The following is a 4335-nucleotide window of genomic DNA, read 5'->3' on the forward strand; positions in this document are numbered from 1 at the left end:
GAAATCTAGCTAGGGAAGTGTTCTGGGTTAACAAATGGGATCAGCGCTAAGATCAAAGCTTGATGATACACAGAACTTCGAGATAGTTGATTGTGTGTAAGTAAGCCAATTGCGCCGCCCTTTTGTTTTATGTTATCCGTTCCGAAGACTTCATCCATTACGTCTCCTAATTCATTCGCATGCTGGAGTTTATCAAGCACAACAGGTGGTAGCATTAAGCTTGCAGAGCGAGACTCGCCACGTTGACCATTTGCTTCAATTATCATCCAAGCAAAGGTAACGTTGCCTTCAATTCCAGATTCTAACCCAACATGAAAATCTGCATTTGGCAGTTCTTGGATTGCATTGTTAACGCGATTTAGAGCGCCTTGATAAGTCTCATCATTGCTCATCGGTTGATCGGACACTCCACTAGGGACGCTGATACCTTTGAATTCGAATTCAGAATCAGGAAAAGCAGAAAGGAATGCACTTTTAACGGCGTTTATTTTAGCTGGGTTCAGCGACGCAATGACGACGGATTTCATGTATTGGATTCTTTTTGTTGTCGATTAAATTGAGTTGGTGTAGTCGATACCATTCGTTCAGTTCTTCCAATGGCATCGGTTTACCGAAGTAATAGCCTTGCAGCATATCGCACTGCGCATCTTGCAACCAGTGATGCATGCTTTCGGTTTCGATGCCTTCGGCTGTGACCTTTTTGCCTTGAGCATGGCATAGCCCGATAATCGGTTTTACTATGTTCTGATTATCGGTTTCAATTAAGGTGTCTAAAAAGACTTTATCTAGTTTGATTTTTTGAGTCGGATACTGCACCAGTTGAGTGATCGAAGTATATCCAGATCCAAAGTCGTCAATCGCTAATCGATAGCCCATTAGCGAGAGTTGGTTGAACAACGGAAAGCCTTGTGAATCTGAGTAAAATGTTTCGGTTATTTCGAAATCAATCAAGCTAGGTGGAATTTGATTAATATCAGCATGTTCTTTAATGAAGTCAGCAAGGTGCGTCGTTTCTATCCCTGCAGAAGATAAGTTAATTGATAGCTGTACCGAGTGATCAAATTGAGCCTGAAGTCGATGAAAAGACATGAATGCATTTTGAATTACCCAACGGTCAACTTGTTCGAACAATCCAGTTTGTTCAGCAATTGGAATGAATTCATCAGGTGGAACTAAACCAAGTTGTTTCGAATCCCAGCGCAATAAAACCTCAACACCAATAATATGGGCTCCGGTTGAATCCATATAGGGCATATAGACGAGTCTAAATTCGTCATCAAAGTTCTTGTCTCTGAGTGCTCGCTCGATGTTTGCTTGGCGTTGAATTACTTTGTCTAAATCTCTTGAATAGTCAGCAAATTGGTTTTTCCCCGCACGCTTGGCTTGGTACATCGCCGTGTCAGCATGTGAGATTAACTTCTCAATTGAGTGACCGTCGTTAGGGTATGTTGCAATGCCGATACTGGCTGTAATTGGAAAACTTCCAGATTCGGTGGTAAAGCCTTTTGAAGTGGTGTCAGCAAATCGTCCGAAAACTTATGGGCGATATTTCCTCTCTGAGTGGGAGCATTGATGTACACGACAAATTCGTCTCCAGAGAGGCGAGCAGGCATACAGTGAGCGTCGTATTTTGTTTGATAATGGGCACAAATATCGGAAATACGCTTGGCGAAAGAGACCAATATTGAATCACCAATTTGATGTCCGTATTTGTCGTTAACAAACTTGAAATTATCCAGGTCAAAGTAGAGAACCCATGTTTCGGTATTTGAGCTAGGCTTTGGTAGCGATTGTTGAACAAGGTTTGAAATTGATGCCTATTGGCTATTTGTGTTAATTGATCATTCTCAGCCAAAAGCTTAGTTTGCTGATAGGTATTATCTAACTCTTGGTACATGTCATAAAAACGCTGCGATAGACGACCAATTTCATCACGAGTACCCAAGCGTTCAATATTCTTACGTTGTTTTTTCTCTACTTGTTGTAGCTGTCTATCGAGTCGTGTTATCGGAGTAATAACACTGCGTGACAAAAGCATGAGCAATAAAATGACGGTAACTAAGGCAGAAAGTGCAAATGATAAACTTAGTTTGTTCCAAATGGAGTCGAGTTTGTTCTCTAATAGAAACTGTGCAGGGTCTACTGTGGCGTAAAGCTCTGGTGCAAGCTTTACTGAGTGAGTAACACTGTTGTCCATCGAAACCGCGATAGGTGTGAAAAACAGACTTGTTTGATAGTCGAACTCTATCTGTTTTCTCAGTGCATTAAATTTGTCGAGAGAGACCGAGACTACAACAAAAAAAACATCATTGAGTGGGCTGTTTGTGGATGGAGCAACGGCTTTTTTACCTAGCATATCATAGTGAACCAACATTCCTTCTCCTTGAGAGTTTTGGATATAGTTGGTGCTCGATGTTGCTAATGTCTCTTGGTAATGTTGATCAACAAATTCTAATATCTTAGTGTCAATCTGAGCTCTAACATCATTGCTATTGTCTGCGTAGTAATTGAGCTTTCGATCACCATTGAGGATCGCTAAGCCAGTATAACTTTCATCACCATCCTGCAATACATGTATGGCTTTTCGAAGATTACTAACCAATTCAAGATCGCGAGATAAACTCTGTTCGGTGAAAAAGTACCGCTTAACCATATCACTTTGAGTCAATGTGTAAGAGTAGCTATTGAGGAAGGCGCGAGACTGTCGAAAATGCCCGGCTAACTTTTCCATATTCAGTTGGGTCGTTGTCTTCGCGTTTGATGAAGCTGCTTTCTGCGTTGAATAGATAATATAGTTAGAAGCCGCGGTACTGATCAGTATCACAGGAGTTATCAGTAGTAATAGTTTAGTACTTAGCTTCATAGTTAATGACAACACTATTTATAAATTAAGCAGATGATTTTATGTTGCAAAAATACTTGCTCGCTATTAATTGCACTTAGTTCACTGATGCGTTCCTGTGAAGGGAATTAGATTTTCGATTTATTGTTGGAAGTTTTATCAATGAAGATGGAGTGAATGAAGCTGTTGATTTGGTGAAGCTAGAAAAGGTTTGATAGCTGACAATAACCTGCTAACGAATAACTAATTGAGATATAACAAAATATTTTTGTACGTGTTTGGTCGAATCGTTATTACGTTGGCAGTGATGTTATTTTTACTTAGTGGTCTATCATAGGCCAAATGTTAGTCACGTCATGCTCACGACAACTTAACTTGGGTCGCCTTAATGTTTTCACTTGGGTAGCATCCCAGTACTTTCAGGTGACGGGTAATGGCCGTTAGTTCAGTTATCGCTTGTTGCATGTTATCTGAATCTAGGTGCGCCTCTAAATCAACATAGAACGCATCTCTTCCGGGTTTACATGATAGGACGAGATTCCAGCTTGGTCATGTTGATACCTAGACGTTGCAAAATAAGTAGTGTCTCCACTAGGGAGCCAGCTTCTTGAGATGTCGACATAATCAACGTTGTTTTAGCTGGAATTTGAGTTGAAACCTCAACGGGTTTGCGAGCTACAACGATGAAGCGAGTATGGTTCTCCTGTTTGGTTTGCAATATTGCCTTGGATAGGCTGCAGGCCGTAGAAACACCACTAGACGCATTACCAATAGCGGCAACATCATCACCATCCAGTTCTTTTACTTTCTTCATTGCATCTGCTGCTTGCACAAGATTCAAGACTCACACCTTTGTAGCGACTCAAAAAGCTCACTGCATTGTTGATGTGGCTGTGGGTGTGAATAGAGTGTTTTGATGTCTTCTAAACGGATATCACTTTTCGCAACAAGGCAGTGCTCAATAGGCTGAGAAAGTTCACCAACGATGTAAAGAGTCGTGTGTTGTAGTAGGTCGTAGACTTCGTTAATTGACCCTGAGCTGGTGTTCTCAATAGGCAATACACCGTAGTCAGCATGGCCAGATTCTACCGTTGATGCTACTTCTTTGAAGTAGTTACAGTTTAATTCAATCAACTCCATATTCTTACGGCTAAAATATTCACGGCTCATGAATGAGAGTAGGAGCCTTTAGAGCCTAAAGAATGCAACGCGAGCCAGTGGCTTACGGCTTTGTGGATTTAGCCAAATTTTTACCAAGTATGACTGTTGCAGTAGAACGGAATCTTCAATGATTGTGAAACAGTTTAGTGATGTACTGCGCATCAAGCTCGCAACTATCTTCACCATTGTTAATGAGCTTAACCAGAAGCTGCTGCTCACGAACAGCATCGCGTACAGGCTTTGATGTTTCTACTTTGCTTTTCGCAACTGATACTGAGTTTGCGACGTTCAGAAAGTAAACTCAGCAGTTCGTCATCTAAATCGTACAAGAC

General features: G+C 41.1%; 4 protein-coding genes and 1 pseudogene. All 5 read right to left on the reverse strand.

Annotation, left to right across the window (positions count from 1 at the left end):
* Nucleotides 1-5 precede the first annotated feature (5 nt).
* The 5 genes and pseudogenes from yjjX to BCU07_RS23425 all read right to left on the reverse strand — a co-directional run bounded on the left by yjjX (nt 6) and on the right by BCU07_RS23425 (nt 4295).
* Nucleotides 6-527 carry an inosine/xanthosine triphosphatase gene (gene yjjX / locus BCU07_RS23405; protein WP_010434866.1) on the reverse strand — a complete coding sequence of 174 codons (522 nt, stop codon included), beginning with the start codon at nt 525-527 and terminating at the stop codon, nt 6-8.
* Nucleotides 490-2863: pseudogene (locus BCU07_RS23410) on the reverse strand (putative bifunctional diguanylate cyclase/phosphodiesterase). Before BCU07_RS23410 ends, yjjX begins: the two are co-directional and overlap by 38 nt.
* A 499-nt stretch (nt 2864-3362) precedes the next feature.
* The gene (locus BCU07_RS23415) at nt 3363-3674 is read right to left on the reverse strand and encodes a prephenate dehydratase domain-containing protein (protein WP_413286211.1); all 312 of its coding nucleotides are present in this window, start codon (nt 3672-3674) and stop codon (nt 3363-3365) included.
* 5 nt (nt 3675-3679) lie between these two features.
* The gene (locus tag BCU07_RS23420) at nt 3680-4012 is read right to left on the reverse strand and encodes a prephenate dehydratase domain-containing protein (protein WP_413286210.1); all 333 of its coding nucleotides are present in this window, start codon (nt 4010-4012) and stop codon (nt 3680-3682) included.
* Nucleotides 4013-4127: 115 nt separating this feature from the next.
* On the reverse strand, nt 4128-4295 hold the full coding sequence (locus BCU07_RS23425) for a chorismate mutase (protein WP_413286212.1): 168 nt from the start codon (nt 4293-4295) through the stop codon (nt 4128-4130).
* Nucleotides 4296-4335 lie beyond the last annotated feature (40 nt).

The organism is Vibrio sp. 10N.261.54.E10 (assembly GCF_002877735.2).
Lineage (GTDB): Bacteria > Pseudomonadota > Gammaproteobacteria > Enterobacterales > Vibrionaceae > Vibrio > Vibrio crassostreae_C.

Coding starts and splice junctions, on each gene's coding strand:
- yjjX (WP_010434866.1), bottom strand. CDS start 527: ATGAAATCCGTCGTCATTGCGTCGCTGAACCCAGCTAAAATAAACGCC.
- BCU07_RS23420 (WP_413286210.1), bottom strand. CDS start 4,012: ATGAGCCGTGAATATTTTAGCCGTAAGAATATGGAGTTGATTGAATTA.